The following is a 16,607-nucleotide window of genomic DNA, read 5'->3' on the forward strand; positions in this document are numbered from 1 at the left end:
TTTGGTTTCTTTTGTTTGTTTGATTTTTTTTGATTAGGATTGTTTGGTTTCTTTTTTGATTCTTCACCAACTAGTTTTTTGTATAATTTGAAAGCCTGATCAACATTTTGATTTCCATGTACAATTGCCCTTACAGCTTTAATCATAGAAACTGGGTGTTCTGATTGCCAGATGTTTCTGCCCATATCAACACCAACTGCACCGCCTTTGATAGCGTTGTAAGTTAATTGTAAGGCATCACGTTCAGGAATTTTCTTTCCACCTGCGACAATTATTGGAACAGGACATGATTGGACTACTTTTTCAAAATTATCACAATAGTAGGTTTTTACTATATGTGCTCCTTGTTCTGCTGCAACACGACATGCTAATGAAAGGTATCGTGCATCTTTCCCAAGTTCCTTGCCAACAGCAGTGACTGCCAAGACAGGCAATCCATATTTTTCAGCTTCACCAACTAATTTTCCAAGATTTACAACAGTTTGATATTCATATTTTGAGCCAACAAAAATAGACATTGCAAGAGCACTTGCATTAAGTCTGATTGCATCTTCAATAGATACGGTAATGTCTTCTTGAGATAAATCTTCACCAATAATACTTGAACCTCCAGAGACTCTCAAAACCATAGGAGTGTCAGTAGTGGCAGAAACGGATGTTCTTTGAACACCTCTTGTAACCATTAACGAATCACAGTGTTTTAAGAGAGGAGCAATGACTTTTTTTGGATTTTCAAGTTTTTCAGTAGGACCAAGAAAATACCCATGATCTACAGCCAACATTAGTGCACGATTATTTTGTGGTTTAATGATACTAGAAATTCTATTTTTTAATCCCCAATCCAAATCTCTTCGTTTTTGAAAGAAGAAAAATCCCTTCTTAAGCCTTTCTTATTTTGTTATGATAATTTTCATAGCATTTTCTCCTGTACGTGCATGATCAAATGCCTTTTGTGAATCAGAGATAGTGTAAGTATGAGTGATCAATTGTTTAACATCAATTTTAGAAGATTCTATCAAATCAAGAGCTTCTTTAGTGTCTAAATCAGATGCAGCATAGCTAGTTACCAAAGTAATTTCTTTAGAGTAGATTTTGCTCATATCTAAATTCAGCATGGCTCCTTTTGATGGAACACCAAACATCATTATTGCACCACCTTTTCGAACCATATCAATTGCATCATCTAACGCCTTAAGACTACTTGTAGCCACAATTGCAACATCAACGCCCTTACCGTCAGTATTATCCAAAATTTTTTGTTGTCTATTTTCATCCAATGATGATATAGATTCTGTAATATTGAATTTTTTAGCAAAATCTAATCTAAAATCATTTACATCAAAACAAAATATTTTTGCAAATTTTTTAGCATTTGCAAGCATCACATGCATCATTCCAGTAGGACCTACTCCAAAAATTGCGACAGAGTCTCCTTCAAAATATGAAAATTTATTCCAAGCTCGAACACAACACGCCAATGGCTCAATCATAGCAGCTTCTTCATAACTTAATGAATCAGAAATTTTTAAAACACCTCCATGGGAAACATTCCATTCAGGAACAACAAACTCTTCAGATAATCCACAAGGAGAAAGATTTGTTTCATAGTATTTTTTACACATTGTTTCATTACCATGATTACAAAAATGACAATCATAGCAAGGAACATGATGATGAGTGAATACCCTATCTCCTTTTTTAAATTCAGTTACACCAGAACCAACTTCCAATACAATTCCAGAAGGTTCATGACCTAAACGCATTGATGGTTGACCATATTGTCCAAAAACTTTTTCTAAATCAGAACCACAAATGCCACAAGCTTGCATTTGAACTAGAATGTCACCGGACGTCAAAGAAGGTTTTTCTGTTTCATCAACAGAAATCGTTGAAGGTTCTTTAACAGATGCAGTTTTCATGGTAAGACATTAGAAATTTGATTATAAGTAGATTATACGCCGAGAATTTTCTTAAGCATAACCCTATAGTCAACTTCAGTTTTTTCACTACCAGTTGCAGGTAATGCAAATACCAAAGTAGATTTTTCAGCTCTAAGTGCAGTTAATTCATCATTTATGGATTCAGTAATATCATCACTTACTAAGACAAGACCAACATCTGAGTCATCAGTCAATATTCTGATTTCTTCTAATGCCTTTTGAGGATTTTCAGAAATTTTTCCAGGAATTCCAGCTAATTGGAAACTGGTTACAAAGGATTTACTTCCAACAGTGAATATTTTCACAGTTGAGATTTTTCCATGTTCTAATTTAACCCTTTTTGGAGTCATGAGATCAGGAAAGGTTGATTTAGTTTGAAAATGCAGTTAATTCATGGCAGAAATTGATACTCAAAAAGCAGTTCATTTGTTCCTACATGGAAGAATGGATCTTAAAGAAAAAGCAATGAACGCATTGGCTTCAAAAGGGTTTTCAGCAGACAAAATTTCCATGGCCTTGCCAACTAAAGTTGGAGAGGTAGGAGAGTACATGGCAATGTTATGGATGCCTCCAAATCCAGATCACATCAAACTTCAACAGATTACCAAGGTTGAAGAAGTAGAGCCTGAAGGAATGATTGGTCTATGGAAAGGGGTTTCAAAAGACGATATGGACACAATTCCATTAGAGTAAACTTAGCTAAATCCTGCTCCAAACTCATTACCTTTTTCTAAAACATCGCCTGAATCAGAATTTTTTAATTTTCTATAAAGTAATGTTTCATAAACCATTTTCATAGCTTGTTCATCATCAAGATCACAATCTTCTTTGATCTGATTTTTGTATTTTTCTAATTTTACAGCATCTTGTTCATCAGGAGATATGTCATCATGAACCATAAGATTTGCAATTTTTTCAATTTCTGAATTTTGTTGGTCTTCATCCATGTTTTTCTAAGGAATTTCTAGTTATTAACAAGTTCGAATAATTAATTATTACAAATCAGAAATCAATCCTAAAAGAAAATCTGAAAACTCATCATCTGAAAAAATGATTGTTTCAACTTGATTTTCATTCTTTGCTAATTGTGCAGATTCAAGATGGTAACAAGTTGTTTTACCATTTAGTTTTCCAAAATAAAATCCAGGACAAGAACAATAATTACTGTCAGGATCAATCCAGTGCTCTTCACCCTTTCCAACAACAGTCCAAATGTTTCGTTTGCTTGGCTCAAAAATATGTAATTTAACACGTTTATCAGAAACAATGGATTGTATCCTATCAGAATCTTTATTCATAAGGGTTTAATCAGATATCTACAGTATAACTTTGATGTTACAAACAAGAATAGTTCCATCAAAACCAGCTCTAATTCTAGAAGGAGAAAAAAAGAACCTCATAGTCACAGACATGCACATAGGATTTGAAAGTAGCATGGCATCAAATGAAATTTTCATAGGGAAAAACTCAACAATCAATGAAACAATTCACGAATTATCTACAATTATCGATTCAGAAAAACCAGATTCAGTGGTTTTGTTAGGAGACATAAAATCAAGTATTAAAAACATATCAAGGAATGAATGGGAGGAAGTACCATTATTTTTTAAAAAAATTAAAGAAAAATGTGATATCGTTTTGATTCCAGGGAATCATGATGCAAATATTCAACAGCTCATTCCAGATAACATTTCAATGATAAGTTCAATTGGAATGGTTGAGGAAAACATTTTGTTAACACATGGACACACCATGCCTTCTGAAAATTTTTCGCATGTAGATAAAATCATCATGGGTCATATCCATCCAGTTTTTTTTCAAGAGGATTCAATAATTAATGGACAAAGAGTATGGGTTTCCATAAAAACAGAAAAAGAAAATATTTTTCCCAACAAATCAGGAGAAATTGAAATTACAATAATGCCATCGTTTAACAAATATTTTTACGCAACACATAGAAAACAATACAAAAAATCAATTTCTCCAATAATCAATAAGATTACAGAAATAACTAAAGCAAAGATTATCACATTAGATGGAACTATAATAGGAAATGAAAATAATATCAAACAGGTAATTTAATCAAATGTCTTTGTTTCGAGAGTTCCTTTCATTGCACAGTTAGGGCACCTCTGAGATTTAGACCAAATTTTAACTGTCTCAGTATACAATACACGTATCTCATAAGAATGGCCACAATTATGACAAGCAACATTAGATGAATAGCTATTTTTATTCCAATCATCATTAGGTTCACGAGTAAATTTTGATAACAAATCTTTTCCTTTTTCAGAGATTCGATAAAGAGTTAGATCATGAAACCCAGGTTGATCATCAAAAGGAATTCTTTGCACCAATCCATTTTCATCTAAAAAAACCAAAATATCTTTGAGTTTAAATTCTGCAATCTTTATTTTAGCAAAATTTTTCTTTACATTGTTTCTAAGATGAACATAACGAATTCCATCAGAATCAAACTTTTCAATTTTGCTTAATACTTCATCTAATTCAGCGTCTGAGAATTTTTTTGCCATAATTTTTTTATAGAATACTTGTGTTTAACTTTTTTAAAATTATTCATATTTGTCATAGGGTTCAATAGGGTCTTTGGTAGTTTTATTATTTCTTAACCACTCCAAAGTCTTAACAAAAGAATCTGCCAATTCAATAGTAGTAAGTACAGGAATTCCCAATTCAAGAGATTTTCTTCGTATTTGGTATTCATCATCGAGCATTCCAACATATTTTTCCAATGTAGAAGTACTAGGTATATTTATGATAAAGTCAATTTTTCGTTCATATAATAAATCAGAGATATTGGGTTTTCTTTCGGGTTCTGAAATTTTATGTACAATTTGTACTTCACCAATTTTTTCTTCAAAAAATTCAGCAGTATGTTCTGTTGCCAAAATTTTAAATCCTAATTGTTTTAGTTTTGCAATGGTTGCAACCAATTTCTCTTTATTCTGTGCACCCCCAACAGTTACCAATGCAGTGCCTTTATCAGGCAAATTGTATCCTACTGATGTCAGCCCCTTAGATAATGCATCATAGAAACTATTTCCAAAGCAAGCAGCCTCACCAGTAGATTGCATTTCAACGCCTAAGGCAATATCAGCACCTTCTAATTGCATAAAAGAGAATTGCGGTACTTTGATTCCATAATTATGGATTTTTTGCCATTTATTCTCAGGTATTTTAGGCATAGGTTTACCCAAAATTGCTTTAGATGCAAGAGAGATCAAATTGGTTTTCACTAATTTTGAAACAAATGGCATAGAACGAGATGCCCTGATGTTCAATTCAATTACATACACATGATCATCATGTACTAAGAATTGCAGATTAAATGGTCCCTTTACATTAAACGTTAAAGCAATCTTTTTGGTGTATTCATTAATAGTTTCAATAATTTTGTTGCTTAAACGCCATGGAGGAATTACCATCATAGCATCTCCTGAATGAACTCCTGCACTATCAATATGTTCAACAATAGCTCCAATTACAACTTCTTTTCCATTACTAACACCATCCACATCTACTTCAAGGGAGTTTAGCATAAATTTTGAAATTACAACAGGATGATCAGGAGAAACATCAGTTGCTTCTTTAACATATGTTTTTAATTCTTCTTGAGACCAAACAACCTTCATTGCTGCACCAGATAAAACATAAGATGGTCTTACAATCACAGGGAAACCAACTTCTTGGGCAAAAGACTTTGCTTCGTTAAGATTGGAAAAAGCTTGCCAACGAGGTTGTTGGATGTGGAGCTTATCAAGCTCTGCACTAAATTTAGAACGATCTTCTGCCCTATCAACATCGTGTGCACTAGTACCAAGAATATTTACACCATGTTGTGCAAGACCAGGAGTTAAATTATTTGCAGTTTGTCCACCAACACATGTGATAATTCCTTTAGGGTTTTCAAATTCAGTAATATCTAAAATTCTCTCCTGAGTTAATTCTTCAAAATACAATCGCGTACAAATATCATAATCAGTTGACACTGTTTCAGGATTACAGTTTACTACAGAAACATTCTTTTCTCCATTCTCTTGGAGACCCCAAACCATGTTAACAGTACCCCAATCAAATTCAACACTACTTCCAATTCTGTATGGACCTGCTCCAAGAACAACAATTCCTTTTTCATCTTCTGGGACTGCGATATCATTTGAGTTACCCCCATAAGTCAAATACAAGTAATTTGTGACTGCAGGCCATTCTGCAGCCAATGTATCAATCTGTTTAACAGAAGGAATTACGCCTAATTTCTTCCTTAAATCACGTATTTCATCAGGAGTTTTGTCTCTTGCACGAGCAATCTGTTTATCTGAAAAGCCGGTTTTTTTAGCCTCCCAAAGTAATGAATCATCAAGATCAGATTCTTTTAGTTTTTCTTCAACATTCACAATATGTTTTATTTTTTCTATAAACCAAGGATCAACAGTAGATAATTTGTAAATTCGCTCAACAGATATTCCCATTTTCAGAGCAATTGCAACATGATAAAGAATACGATCATCATGATGAGATAATTTGTATTCAATGTCTTCTTCAGTAAATTTTTCCCCATTGGAACGATTCAAAACTAAACCATCATTGCCTATATCCAACATTCGAATTGCTTTTTGAAATGATTCTTCAAAAGTTCGACCTATGGCCATAACTTCACCAACAGATTTCATAGTAGGTCCAAGTCTCCTATTTACTAATTCAAATTTTGCAAAATCCCATCTTGGGTGTTTACAGACAACATAATCAAGTGAAGGTTCAAAACACGCAGTAGTACTTTTGGTAATTCGATTAACAAGTTCAGACAAATTATAACCCAAACCAATTTTTGCAGACATGTATGCTAATGGATATCCAGTTGCTTTACTTGCCAGAGCTGAAGAACGAGAAAGTCTAGGGTTGATTTCAATTGCAACATATCGATCTGAATCAGGAGCAAGCGCATATTGAATATTACATTCACCTACAATGCCAACATGTTTTGTTGCACGTAACGCTGCAGAACGTAACATATGGTATTCATGATTGTCAATTGTTTGGGAAGGAGCAACCACAATATTGTCTCCAGTGTGAGCTTTCATAGAAAGAACATTTTCCATATTACAAACAATTACATTATTTCCATCATAATCTTGCATTACTTCATATTCAATTTGTTTCCAATGACCAATATACTCTTCAACCAAAACTTGTTTTACTAGACTTGCTTTCAAACCTCTTTCTACAATTTCATGTAATTCAATTTCATTATGTGCAACTCCGCCGCCTCTACCTCCAAGAGTATATGCAACACGAATAATAACAGGATAAGATAATTCTTCTGCGGCTTTTTTAGCATCCTCAAAATTATTGACAGTTTTACTTTTCAAAACAGGCACCCCACATTCCTTCATTGAATCTTTGAAAAGTTGTCTATCTTCCGTTCTTTGAATTCCTTTAACTTGAGTTCCAAGTACATTTATGCCATATTTTTTGAGAATACCAGATTCATCGAGATTTACACCACAATTTAAGGCAGTTTGACCACCATAGGCCAACATAATTCCATCAGGTCTCTCTTTTTCAATAATAGATTCAACATATTCAGCATTTACAGGCAATAGATACACTTGATCTGCAAATCGTGTATCAGTTTGAATTGTTGCAATATTGGGATTGATCAATACGCTACTTAGGCCATCTTCGTGAATTGCTTTAAGACATTGACTTCCAGAATAATCAAATTCGCCAGCTTCACCAATTTTGATTGCACCACTACCAAGTACTAAGATTTTCTTAAGAGATTCGTTTAGAGGCAATTGATTATTTCTCCATTAGTTTTTGCAACTCTTCAAAAACAAACTTGCAATCAAACGGTCCTGGTGCAGCTTCGGGGTGGAATTGTACTGCAACACAGTTTTGTTTTTTATGTTTTATTCCTTCAACTGTTTTATCATCTGCATTTGTAAACCATAATTTGAAATCAGATTTTTCAATAGACTCTGGAGTGATGCCATATCCATGATTTTGGCTTGTGACATATACTTGATTATTTTCTAAATTAATACAAGGTTTGTTTTGACCACGGTGACCATACTTTAACTTGTATGTTTCAGTATTTCCTGCAATCCCAATTATTTGTGCACCTAAACAAATGCCTAATGTTGGAACATTATGTTCAATTAATTTTTTTGCAGTATCAATTGTGTCAGGGCATTTTTGTGGATCACCAGGACCACTACTCAATACAACACCTTTAGGATTATGAGACATAATTTTTTCAAAAGGAGTATCCCATGGGACTAGAATTGCCTTATAGCCAAGTTCACGTACATTTCTCAAAATTGCGTTTTTTGCACCAGTATCAACTACAACAACTGTTTTTTCATCATTACCAAATACTCGTTCTTCTTTTGTGGAGACCTCATCCATAAATTGTTCTGAATCATAATGTTTTGCAGATTCTAGTTGTTTTTTAATAGAATCAACATCAATCTCATTATCAGAAACAACTAATGCAGCCATCATCACTCCGCTAGTTCTCAGTTTTTTTGTCAATTCCCTAGTATCAATTCCAGAAATACCAGGCACTTTTTCATTATTCATCCATTCATCTAAAGTCATGAAAAGATTCCAATGGCTGGCAGTCAAGGATAATTCATGAACAACTAAACCACGAATTTGGATTTTGTTTGATTCAAAAAACTTTGGAATTCCATCTTCATCTTTGATAGAAGGATCTGGAACTCCATAATTTCCAACTAAAGGATAAGTTAAAGTGAGAATTTGGCCATTATATGATGGATCAGTTAGTGCTTCGGTATATCCAACCATTCCTGTATTGAAAACTATTTCACCAAAAACAGTTGTAGAATAACCAAATCCCTTTCCATCAAGAACAGTGCCATCATCAAAAATTAGTTTTCCAAACTTATTTGCATGGTTTGATTTCTTTGTAGTAATTGTGACCCTCGTAAAGTCCGAGTTATTGTGAATTTAAGTTTTGTGTGGAATTAAAAATGTAAAAAATGATCGCAACTTACGACTAGAGTGCTTGGAACTCTTCACTCCATTTGTGATAAGCACGAATCATTTCGGTAGAAACACTTGGTTTTCTTCTTTGCATTATGTTCTTGAAATCAGCAGTTGTTAGTTCTCTTGGTTGAACAGGTTCTTCTCCCTCAACCGGTTCATGATAATCAGGAGCATTGAAAATTTCATGTACAGTCTTTATCTGAGCTGCTTGACATACATCTTTGATATCACTTGCACTGTATCCATCAAAGAGTTTTGCTAATTCAGTGTTATTTACTCTGTAATTTTTATTTAATTTTTCAGTGTATTGTTCAAAAAGATTTTCTCTTGCAGCTTGTGTAGGCAAAGACACGTAAATCCTTTTTTGGAATCTTCTAAGAAATGGCCAATCAAGACTCCAAGGTTTGTTTGTTGCACCAATCACATACAACATCAAATCTTTTCCTTTTCCATTTACACCATCCATTTCAGTTAAGAATTGATTTTTAGTTCTAACTTCTCCACCAACCTCACTGTTTCTAGAACCCAAAAGAGAGTCAACTTCATCTACAAATAAAATAACAGGCTTACCTTCTTTCTCGGCATATTGTCTAGCCATTGAAAATAATTTTGAAACATTTTTTTCTGCTTCTCCTAACCACTTGCTCATCATAGAAGATGCGTCAACATTGATAAAATAACCATCCATCTCATTTGCAGTTGCGGCAGCTAGCATTGTTTTTCCAGTTCCAGGTGGGCCATACAGTAACATTCCTTTTGGCCATCCAAGAGGAAACAAATCAGGTCGCTTAGTAGGATATACAATAGATTCACGTAAAGCGCTTTTTGCATCATCTAGACCAATTACCTGATCCCATGTAACATCAGGTTTTTCTTTCATCACTAATTCTTCAAAATCATTTTCATTTTCTTGTCTCTGAACAGATTTTTTCTGATCTTCTTCAGAGGCTTTAGGATCAACTGCAGGCTCGACACCATGAGCCTGTTGTAATGCATTAATTCTTCCATGATAAGAGTTGCATCGTTCTTTGTAAATTTGATTTAGTTTACTGTTAGGGTATAATTGCAATAATTTCACCAGAGCATCAATTGCTTGTTGATAATGGGTAATTGCCATTCCACGAGCTCCTTGGGAGTCAAATTTGATAGCTTCAGAAGCATATTTGCTTGCTGTATTTTCTAATTCTTGTGGGGCTAAACTCATCCTAATTACCTACGCAGTATCCCTTTGAGAATTTTGTTGGTATCCTATAGTGTGAATCTCTGTAGCAAAATTGGTTAAATTAATTGCACTTGTTTCATGCTCATTATATTCAGGACCATCATGATATTTTTTTTTAAAATCAGATTTTTCAGATATATGCACATGCATATCTTTGACCTTGTTTATTGAATCCTCAGCTGAGATAATCAATTCAGATACCTCATCATCCAAATTATCTAATGAATTTGCAGTATCATTAATGATAGATGTGAAATGCTTGAGTATTGAACGCATTTCTTTTTTATCAGCATATTTACACATCATAAAATCTGCAATTCCAACAATTTTATCTAAATCTTGCAATTCTTCTAAAGATAGTTTATCAATTTTAGAATCATCTGAAGATTTTACCTCGGAGAGTTTTTTATCAATTTTAGAAGAGATTGATTTGATTCGCTCAACATCCTTTGAAAAATCTCGTTTAGTGTTTAACATATCAGGTATTGCATAATTTGAAAAAATCAAGATTAGGGTACTGCTTACTTAATTTAGAGTGGACCATCAATTTTACTTCATTAAGTAAATCAGCAGATTCATTATTTGAGCGACTAAAATCAAATCTGGCAGTAGTTAGAGCTGCTGAATCAAGCACAATACTGCCTAAATGAACAGATATTTCAGATAATTTTTGGCTGCACATAGGAACAACATCAAATAATTGAGCACTTACTGTTCTAATCATAGGTATTGAGGAAGGGAGAACCTCAGGAATATTTCCAAGATGAGAAATACGTTTCATGCGATTTTTGATTTCTAATAATACGTCTAAAGAAAAAAGTACAAGAAATTCCAATTTCAAGGAATCAACTTGGGATTTATCAGATTCATCAAAATCAAATCTAAAATCTTGGTTTGTCTCTTTTAATTCAGATTGTCTACCATTAAGAATTTCAATCATTTCATCTAATAGATTAACAGAGTATTCTAATCTTGGAACAAGGGTCACAGTATGAGAGATATTTTTAATTTCTAATGGATTTTCATCATATTTTACCAACATACCAATTGCAATTCTAAATTTTGTATTTCAGGACGGTGTATCAAATAATTTAGTAACCATAGTTACACCCATCTACAGATACATTTTTGATTTTTTTTGAGTATTTGTGTAAAGGAATTTAGCTCTCAATTTTACCTAATAACAAATCAATGGAATTCATGGTAAATGAGCAAGTTTTGACGGTAAGTCTTGAAGAATTTGGTTTGAGCAAGTATGAAGCTCAGGCATATGTTGCCTTAATTGCAAAAGGAACAATATCTGCAAGTGAATTGGCATATTATTCAGAGATACCAAGGACAAAAATTTATCCAACATTACTAAAATTAGAGAATAAAAAATTAGTCATTATTTCAAAGAGTAAACCCATTATGTGTACAGCAATTGCTCCCGAAGATGCATTTGATGGGATTATTCATGAGCAAATTAACAAAGTAAATGCAATGAACACTTTGATTTCCAATTTAAAAAAAGCAAGTGAGGAAAGTAGAAAATCAAGAGGTTCAGAAGAAAAAAGGTATTTTCACCTTAGTGCAAATAATGTACTAACACAGCTTCAAACAATGATTGAGGGTTCAAAGACATCAATCAAAATAATGACTGATCAGTGGGGATTTGGATTGTTATCTGAATGTAAAGAACAATTATTGTCAGTTTTAAGAAGGAATTTGGATGTAAAAATACTAGTTTCGCCAAATCAAATTTGTTCAGAATCATATAGAGTAATTCCAGATGGAGTAGAAATTAGGGCATCAGAGATTACACAAAACAGTTTCATCTTTGATGAAACAGAATTACTTATGATAAATAACGATAATGGAAAAGGTGCAATTTTTTCATCGACAGACATCTTAGCGGGAAATCAGGAAAAAATATTTTCAAATATTTGGAAAAATGCAATTAAAACTAAAGCTCTTGCAGACATGACAAAAACAGAAGCTCAGGAAATTTACAAAATTATCAAAACAGTAAATGATTCAGGATTGATGTATATGTTAAATTCTTCAATGATATCAAAAAAACCAGAAGCAGACATGTTCAAATTATTAGAAAAGAACGGGATTTCACTAAAAACAAAATCTCTAGACGACATAATTGAGATAATGGACGCAGTAATGCAAATAACATGTTCAGGACATGTAAATTTTGAAGCAAATACAAAAAACATCACAATTGAGTCGAAACTTAACAGTGGACATTCATTGCCATGGGTTTCTGTTTTAGACGGTTGCCTTCAAAAACAAGGATACAAAACCAGAACAGTGTATCAGAACAATTCAAACAAAGGAGAGAAAGTCCATATCAAAATTAGTAAAAACTAGATCAGGCAAGTAAGTTACTTATCAGAATTTGAGAGGTGAGATTTTTTTTGGATTTCCTTGTATGCGATATAAGAGAGGAAGTCAGAGGTGTTTTGAAAAGGAGTGTTTCCTTTAAGATTTTTTTCAATAAATGCAGAGATTTTTTTGGCTAATTTTTCAGTCTCATTCATTTTGATATTCCTTTTCAAGCAAATCAATTGTTTCAGGAGTAAATTTTTTGAAATATTTTGTAAGTTCCTTTTCATCTAATTCTTCGTCATGAAAAAGCATAATCTATTTGAAGTAACAGAGAAGATACACATTACAATAGTAGCGAAAAAACTTGTACAAAATACTCAAAAGTTCAGAGTTTTAAAAATCGAGATTATTCAGGCACAGCAAACCAATATTTTTTGAACTATTTGTAGCATCACCAATAAATAATTCTCAAAAAATGAAACGATATGCAAATAATTTCAATAAATTATATTTTAGAATCTATGAACAATGAAAAAAATTATTTTGGAGACATATGGAAAACATGTCTCAATAATAAAAAAAGATTCAACAGATCCAAATTAAGAGAAATTTTGAAAAAAATGGAAATACTAGGCCATATTGAAAAACATGGATACAAAGATGAAGCATTTTACGTTAAACATTACCATTACTCTGTTGAAGAAAACATAGGTTTTATCAATAATATAATTTTCACATATGAATCAAAAATAAAATCAATGGTTAGAAAACTAGAAAATAAAAAAATATTTTCATATATCTCAAAAGATCTCAATTCCCACAAAATAAACAAAGCAACAAAAGAGGATTATGAATTATTAATTGTCACAGTTACAAGTATGTTTGAGTTAGCATCTTCAATTCTTTGGACAAAAGAGAATAGTGATGATGAGGAATTAAAAAAAGAATTAAAAAAATGCTTTAAACAGATTAGTGAGTTCATGGATGAAACAAGTCAAATGTTGCTCGAAGGAAGAAAAACTAATGAACGAGTAATTTTACAAAGAGAAATTACGAATAAGATTCCAAAAACAGGACATCTTACGGTTTAATGACTAAGTAAAAATAAGTGAAAAATTAAAATCAGTCAAAATTTTCCACATACTTATGATTGAGGAAAAATTAGAATCATTAGGAGTTAGACTTCCAAATCCACCAATACCTGCAGGATCTTATGTACCAGCCATAAAAACAGGCAATTTGTTGTTTATTTCAGGACAAATTCCAATGGAAGAAGGAAAAGTGGTTTTCACAGGAAAAGTATCTGATGATAATTTAGAAACAGCCCAAAAATCAGCAAGAATGTGTGCAATTAACATTTTAGCTCAGATAAAAAGAGAGTTAGGTAGTTTAGATAAAGTAACAAAGATTGTAAAACTATCAGGATTTGTAAATTCAATGCCAGAATTTGTACAACATCCCAAAGTCATCAACCCAGCATCAGATTTGTTTTTTGAAATATTTGAAGAGAAAGGAAAACATGCAAGAGTTGCAGTGGGTGTTGCATGTTTGCCTTTGAATTCAATGACTGAAATTGATGCAATAATAGAATTTTCAGATTAATTAATTTGAAAGTTATCTCAAATAGATTTTTCATTTTTAACACCCAGATAAATCAAAAAATCAGAAAAAGAAAATCAGATAAGAAAACTCAAGGTTAAGAATATTGCTACAAATAAAGAGAAATAATTCATATACTCTCAAGATTTAGAAAGAAGATGCTAAAGATTTCATTGTTTATGATATTAGGTGTATCCATGTTTTCAACAGCAGTATTTGCAGAACCAACTTTAGAATTAGATGTGTCATCACAAGAAATCAAAGCACTAGATTCAATATGGATTTCAGGAAAAATCACTGAAGTATCCCAATTCAAACCAGTTAAACTAAAAATAATTGGTCCAGATGGGGCACTAGTTTTTGCACCACAATTAGCAATAAAAGATAATGGTGAATTTAAAAAATTACTTAATCCACCCATCCCAAGTTTCAAAGAAGGAACATATTTGGTGACTGCAAGTCATGAAGATTCAGAAATTACAGCATCAACACAATTTACTGTTACATCACAAGCAATTCCAAGAAATCCAGATGCAGTCATAATTAAAGAAAACCCAACAATAGTAAAGGAATTGCCAAAAACCACCAGCGGGATTACAATGTCAGCAGATGCAATCAATGGTTCAGATATCATTACAATTAACGGGAATACAAGTTATCGAGGAACAGATATCACATTAATTGTAAATTCACCTGCTGGAAATTTGGTGACAATTGCACAAGTAACGCCTGGAATTAATGGAGATTTTGAAATTGAAATTAAAGTAGGAGGTCCATTGTGGAAAGAAGATGGAATGTATACAATTACTGCAAATCAAGGTACAGCATCAGAACATAAGCAATCAATCAAAGTAGAGATAAAAGAAGGCGTAGTTGTACCAGAATTTGGAGTTATTACATCTTTGGTGTTGGCAATATCAATTATCTTAATAATTGTGGTTTCTGCAAAATCAAAGTTAGCAATTTTACCTAAATATTAATTCCAGAAAATAAATAACTACATCATGTTTAATTTGGATGAGATTCAATCGGAAAAATACATCTCACTTGAAACTTATAGAAAAAACGGAGAGTCAGTACGAACTCCAGTTTGGTTTGTAATCAAAGAAGGTGTGGTATATGTTGTTACAAGATACCAAACAGGTAAAGTCAAACGTCTCAAAAATAATCTGAAAGTAAAACTAGCTACATGTACTATCAGAGGCAAAATCACAGGAGAATGGATTTCAGGCACTGCTAAAATTTTAACTAATGCAGAGATAAATGAGGCAGTAAAAATGAGAGATAAAAAATACGGATTCATGGCAAAAATGGCAAAATTTCTTAGTAAAAACAAGGGGGAATTTTTTGCATTTACAATTAAAATAGATTAAGTTATTTTTTATTTCTTAAGCGAGACAAAAAATTCTCAAATACATAAAAATTATTTTATTTTTTTATTTAATTCTGTAATGAATTTTTTTATTTTTGGTTTTGGAACAACTGCTCCACATGCTTTATCATGACCTCCTCCAGAACCACCAAGACTAGTTGCCAAAAGATTAACAATTTTTCCAAGATGAACTTGGCAATTCTTTGAACCCCTAACAGATACAGCATAAATGCCATGATCAACTCGTTCTTTGTATGCTACACCCACATCTTTTCCAGACAAGCCCATGACAAAATTGACAGCACCGCTTGCACCAGCATCTAAAATCTCCATATAACCAAGATTTTTCATAGTTTTCATACCTTTCTTTACTTTTGCAATCATTTGAGACAATTTTTCTACTTGAATCTGAGCAAATTCAAAAGTATTTGGAATTTCATGAGGGAATTTTGATTCAGCCAATTCCTCAACCAAATACAGCAAATAGTCAGGTTCTTTTTGATGACCGACAATATTGTAAGTCATCACAGTTGCGCTAATCAAAGCAAATTGTCTATCATAGATTTGTAATAATTTAGAACCAATAGGTCTGTCTTCCATATAATCAGTAATTGCAGCACAAGTTGCAACAAAAGATGCATGATCATTTAGTTTTGATTTGTAAGCACTGTAAACTTGGACAGTAGTACATTCATTGATATCATGAATTACTTTGACTTTAATTTTTTCCAATTCTTTTACAACAACAGGATCAATATCATGATGATCAATGTAGGTTATTGAAACTTTATTTTTCCTTAATGTTTTCATTATGTCAATAAATTCATCTTGTGTTTTTTTGCTTAATCCCAAATCACAAATGAATAAGGATTTTAGTTTGTCATCCAATACGACTTGGTTTAATGCCTCCATTTGTCCAGGATAATCAACTAGTATTGCATCACCTCCAAAAGCTTGACGGATAAGTGCAGCAGAACTAATACCATCACAATCCTCTTTATGAGAAATACAAATAACTTTAGTTCGTTTAGATTTAGAAGTTGTTTTCTTGGTAACTTTTTTGGCTGCTGTTTTCTTGGTAACTTTTTTGGCTGCTGTTTTCTTGGTAACTTTTTTGGCTGCT

Annotated in this window: 20 protein-coding genes; 7 read left to right on the plus strand and 13 right to left on the minus strand. The window is 32.6% G+C overall.

Features of this window, described 5'->3' with window-relative positions; translation table 11 throughout:
- From lsrF to K5781_RS09975, 3 genes are all read right to left on the minus strand, one after another.
- On the minus strand, positions 1-845 hold an 845-nt coding region (gene lsrF, locus K5781_RS09965), incomplete at its 3' end, for a 3-hydroxy-5-phosphonooxypentane-2,4-dione thiolase (RefSeq protein WP_297443693.1).
- A gap of 45 nt (positions 846-890) precedes the next feature.
- Positions 891-1,919 carry a zinc-dependent dehydrogenase gene (locus tag K5781_RS09970; RefSeq protein WP_297443696.1) on the minus strand — a complete coding sequence of 343 codons (1,029 nt, stop codon included), beginning with the start codon at positions 1,917-1,919 and terminating at the stop codon, positions 891-893.
- A 32-nt stretch (positions 1,920-1,951) separates the two neighbouring features.
- Positions 1,952-2,290 carry a V-type ATP synthase subunit F gene (locus tag K5781_RS09975; protein WP_297443698.1) on the minus strand — a complete coding sequence of 113 codons (339 nt, stop codon included), beginning with the start codon at positions 2,288-2,290 and terminating at the stop codon, positions 1,952-1,954.
- A 43-nt stretch (positions 2,291-2,333) separates the two neighbouring features.
- Here K5781_RS09975 and K5781_RS09980 point away from each other — a divergent pair, with 43 nt between their 5' ends.
- Positions 2,334-2,633, plus strand: a complete 300-nt coding sequence (locus K5781_RS09980) for a hypothetical protein (protein WP_297443701.1) — start codon at positions 2,334-2,336, stop codon at positions 2,631-2,633.
- A gap of 2 nt (positions 2,634-2,635) precedes the next feature.
- Here the strand turns inward: K5781_RS09980 and K5781_RS09985 are convergent, their stop codons facing one another.
- Together K5781_RS09985 and K5781_RS09990 are read right to left on the minus strand one after the other, a co-directional pair.
- On the minus strand, positions 2,636-2,887 hold the full coding sequence (locus K5781_RS09985; RefSeq protein ID WP_297443704.1) for a hypothetical protein: 252 nt from the start codon (positions 2,885-2,887) through the stop codon (positions 2,636-2,638).
- A gap of 48 nt (positions 2,888-2,935) precedes the next feature.
- Complete coding sequence (locus K5781_RS09990) at positions 2,936-3,238, minus strand: hypothetical protein (protein WP_297443707.1); 303 nt, start codon at positions 3,236-3,238, stop codon at positions 2,936-2,938.
- A gap of 34 nt (positions 3,239-3,272) precedes the next feature.
- Between K5781_RS09990 and K5781_RS09995 the strand changes: the two genes are divergently transcribed.
- Positions 3,273-4,022, plus strand: a complete 750-nt coding sequence (locus K5781_RS09995) for a metallophosphoesterase (RefSeq protein ID WP_297443710.1) — start codon at positions 3,273-3,275, stop codon at positions 4,020-4,022.
- Here K5781_RS09995 and K5781_RS10000 read toward each other — a convergent pair.
- From K5781_RS10000 to K5781_RS10025, 6 genes are read right to left on the minus strand one after another with little or no spacing between them, the layout of a single operon-like run.
- Positions 4,019-4,474, minus strand: a complete 456-nt coding sequence (locus tag K5781_RS10000) for a hypothetical protein (RefSeq protein WP_297443713.1) — start codon at positions 4,472-4,474, stop codon at positions 4,019-4,021. The two genes, K5781_RS09995 and K5781_RS10000, sit on opposite strands and share 4 nt — an antisense overlap.
- 39 nt (positions 4,475-4,513) lie before the next feature.
- Positions 4,514-7,756, minus strand: a complete 3,243-nt coding sequence (gene carB, locus K5781_RS10005) for a carbamoyl-phosphate synthase (glutamine-hydrolyzing) large subunit (protein WP_297443716.1) — start codon at positions 7,754-7,756, stop codon at positions 4,514-4,516.
- Positions 7,757-7,760: 4 nt separating this feature from the next.
- Complete coding sequence (carA, locus tag K5781_RS10010; RefSeq protein WP_297443750.1) at positions 7,761-8,933, minus strand: glutamine-hydrolyzing carbamoyl-phosphate synthase small subunit; 1,173 nt, start codon at positions 8,931-8,933, stop codon at positions 7,761-7,763.
- Positions 8,934-8,982: 49 nt separating this feature from the next.
- Positions 8,983-10,176: an AAA family ATPase gene (locus K5781_RS10015; RefSeq protein WP_297443720.1), complete on the minus strand. Its 1,194-nt coding sequence runs from the start codon at positions 10,174-10,176 to the stop codon at positions 8,983-8,985.
- A 9-nt stretch (positions 10,177-10,185) separates the two neighbouring features.
- On the minus strand, positions 10,186-10,701 hold the full coding sequence (locus K5781_RS10020) for a hypothetical protein (protein ID WP_297443723.1): 516 nt from the start codon (positions 10,699-10,701) through the stop codon (positions 10,186-10,188).
- Entirely contained in the window at positions 10,673-11,236 is a 564-nt protein-coding gene (locus tag K5781_RS10025) for a hypothetical protein (RefSeq protein ID WP_297443727.1), read from the minus strand. Before K5781_RS10025 ends, K5781_RS10020 begins: the two co-directional genes overlap by 29 nt.
- A gap of 158 nt (positions 11,237-11,394) precedes the next feature.
- On the opposite strand from K5781_RS10025, the gene K5781_RS10030 reads away from it, so the two are divergent.
- Positions 11,395-12,555, plus strand: a complete 1,161-nt coding sequence (locus tag K5781_RS10030; protein WP_297443730.1) for a helix-turn-helix domain-containing protein — start codon at positions 11,395-11,397, stop codon at positions 12,553-12,555.
- A gap of 14 nt (positions 12,556-12,569) precedes the next feature.
- Here K5781_RS10030 and K5781_RS10035 read toward each other — a convergent pair whose 3' ends face one another.
- The gene (locus K5781_RS10035; protein ID WP_297443733.1) at positions 12,570-12,725 is read right to left on the minus strand and encodes a hypothetical protein; all 156 of its coding nucleotides are present in this window, start codon (positions 12,723-12,725) and stop codon (positions 12,570-12,572) included.
- Positions 12,726-12,998: 273 nt separating this feature from the next.
- Between K5781_RS10035 and K5781_RS10040 the strand changes: the two genes are divergently transcribed.
- The 4 genes from K5781_RS10040 (at position 12,999) to K5781_RS10055 (ending at position 15,485) form a co-directional block, all read left to right on the plus strand.
- A complete protein-coding gene (locus K5781_RS10040) occupies positions 12,999-13,604 on the plus strand; it encodes a hypothetical protein (protein WP_297443735.1) in 606 nt (201 codons plus the stop codon).
- A 55-nt stretch (positions 13,605-13,659) separates the two neighbouring features.
- The gene (locus K5781_RS10045; protein WP_297443738.1) at positions 13,660-14,115 is read left to right on the plus strand and encodes a RidA family protein; all 456 of its coding nucleotides are present in this window, start codon (positions 13,660-13,662) and stop codon (positions 14,113-14,115) included.
- Between the two features lie 155 nt (positions 14,116-14,270).
- Positions 14,271-15,092: a PEFG-CTERM sorting domain-containing protein gene (locus tag K5781_RS10050; RefSeq protein ID WP_297443741.1), complete on the plus strand. Its 822-nt coding sequence runs from the start codon at positions 14,271-14,273 to the stop codon at positions 15,090-15,092.
- Positions 15,093-15,116: 24 nt separating this feature from the next.
- The gene (locus K5781_RS10055) at positions 15,117-15,485 is read left to right on the plus strand and encodes a PPOX class F420-dependent oxidoreductase (RefSeq protein ID WP_297443744.1); all 369 of its coding nucleotides are present in this window, start codon (positions 15,117-15,119) and stop codon (positions 15,483-15,485) included.
- A gap of 50 nt (positions 15,486-15,535) precedes the next feature.
- On the opposite strand, the gene K5781_RS10060 is transcribed toward K5781_RS10055, so the two are convergent.
- Positions 15,536-16,607 (minus strand): DHHA1 domain-containing protein (locus tag K5781_RS10060; protein ID WP_297443747.1); only part of this gene is annotated, 1,072 nt, incomplete at its 5' end.

Source organism: Nitrosopumilus sp., assembly GCF_025699255.1.
In the GTDB taxonomy this organism is placed as follows: Archaea; Thermoproteota; Nitrososphaeria; order Nitrososphaerales; family Nitrosopumilaceae; genus Nitrosopumilus.